This window comes from Staphylococcus sp. EG-SA-18, from assembly GCF_017151825.1.
Classification (GTDB): Bacteria; Bacillota; Bacilli; order Staphylococcales; family Staphylococcaceae; genus Staphylococcus; species Staphylococcus aureus.
In genome coordinates, this window is sequence record NZ_JACYVY010000066.1 from 1 (window position 1) to 1985 (window position 1985).

Here is a 1985-nt window from a genome sequence, read left to right on the forward strand (position 1 = left end):
CAGTGTAAAATGTACTTGGGTCATGTAAAAGTCCTCCTGGGTATGTTTTTGTCGTTAAAAACATTGTACCGTAAAAGGACTGTTATATGGCCTTTTTACTTTTACACAATTATACGGACTTTATCAATAAAATGGAAGAAGGTTATCGATTAAAGTTTATATTTATTGGAAATCAAAATAATAATATTAAAAATAAGAATTTTTCAAATCCACATAATATATTATTCGATAGTAAAAAAGATATTATTTTAACTCAAGACTTATGCGAAGAGTTTTTGAATTTAAACATAAATAAGCAAGATCACGCTATTGAATTATTAAAAAAAGAATTATCTCCGCTTTTATTTGAAGATTCTTTGTCATATTTAAAAGAAGAATTTATTAATGAAAAATTAGAATTTAATATATCGAATTTAGCTTCACGATATACTGCGAATAATGATGTCGATACTATTAATAATAAAATTATAGAAGGTATTTCTATTACCAATAATTTTAAATATACTAATATTTCATATCTAAAAGAATTAAAAGGTTATATCGAAAATGATATTTTAGATAAGATGAAATCAAAATACGCAAAGAATATTTATTTGAATTTCAAAAAAATATTCTCTAATTTAGAACAATCAGTCAATAATTATTTGGAACTGGAAGAAGAGTTTGAAGAAAAGAAAAAATACTTAAGTGAAATTTATGAATTGATAGACGAAATTAATATTGACCCTTATATTTTTCTGACAGAACATAATGAATGTAATATATACAAAATAAGTGAGAATGAAAAATTAGAACTTCAAACTTATATGAGTAAAATCGAAAAAGTATTATTAAAATATCAAACGTATTTAAAAGAAACATGTAAAGAATGCTTGTTTTATCCTTATTTGCTAGTTCAAGGTGAAGCTGGCATAGGAAAATCACACCTTTTAGCGCATCTATCTAAAAAACTTAGAGATGAAAATCATATTATTTATCTGTTTTTGGGACAATTTTTTACTAAAAATGAAGATCCATGGCATCAAATACTTAATGATTTAGAAGTTACAAATTCTGTTGATAATTTTTTAAGGTCAATAAGTAATAAGGCCAAAGAAACAAAAAAAGAGCTTTTATTATTATTGATGCGCTTAATGAAGGTGAAGGTAAAAGGTTATGGGGAAATTATTTTCAAAGCTTTATCAACCATATAAAGAAGTATTCTAATATAGCTTTAATATTTTCTATTAGAACCCCTTTTGAAGATGTTATATTACCCAAAAACGCAATACAAGATAACAATATTGTAGTATTTCAGCATGAAGGTTTTAGTAAGGAAGAAAACTATAATCCAATTGTATCTTTTTGTGATTTTTATGGATTAGAGCTACCTAAGTTACCTATATTAAATCCAGAATTCAACAATCCATTATTTTTAAAACTAATGTGTGAGTACTGTGTAAATAAATTTAAGGAATTTGACCAAACTATAAGTGTTGCAGAGCTATTTACAAATGTTCTTAAGACAGTAAATATTAATTTATCTAAGGAAGATAAATTTGATTTTGATAAAAATATTAATGTTGTACAAAAAGTAATAAAAGGATTAGTTGAATTAATGAACGACTCAGAATTTAATCAACTAAATTATGAGGAATCCTATACTGTTGTTAATAATATAGCTAAAGAGTATGTTCAAAAGTCAAATAGATTTTTAGAAGCGCTAATAGATGAAAATATATTAATTAAAAATACTGGCTATAAAGGTGAAATGATTATTTATTTTTCGTATGAGCGTATGGGAGATTACTTTTTATCAGAATACCTTTTAGAGAAATATAGAAATGTTGATAAAAGAGATTTAGTAACTAAATTACAGTCAGATGAAAAAGTGACAAGGTATTTTCAAAAGGAAGACGATTTATCTTATAATAGAGGTCTTATTAATGAACTTTTTATTAAATTAGCAAATGAATTTAATATAGAGCTATTTGAAGTATTTCCAC

The 1985-nt window shown here is 24.5% G+C and carries 1 pseudogene; it reads left to right on the forward strand.

The features are described from left to right. Nucleotides 1-125: 125 nt before the first annotated feature. Nucleotides 126-1985 (forward strand): annotated as a pseudogene (locus tag IDG66_RS12585) (NACHT domain-containing protein); the annotation flags it as partial.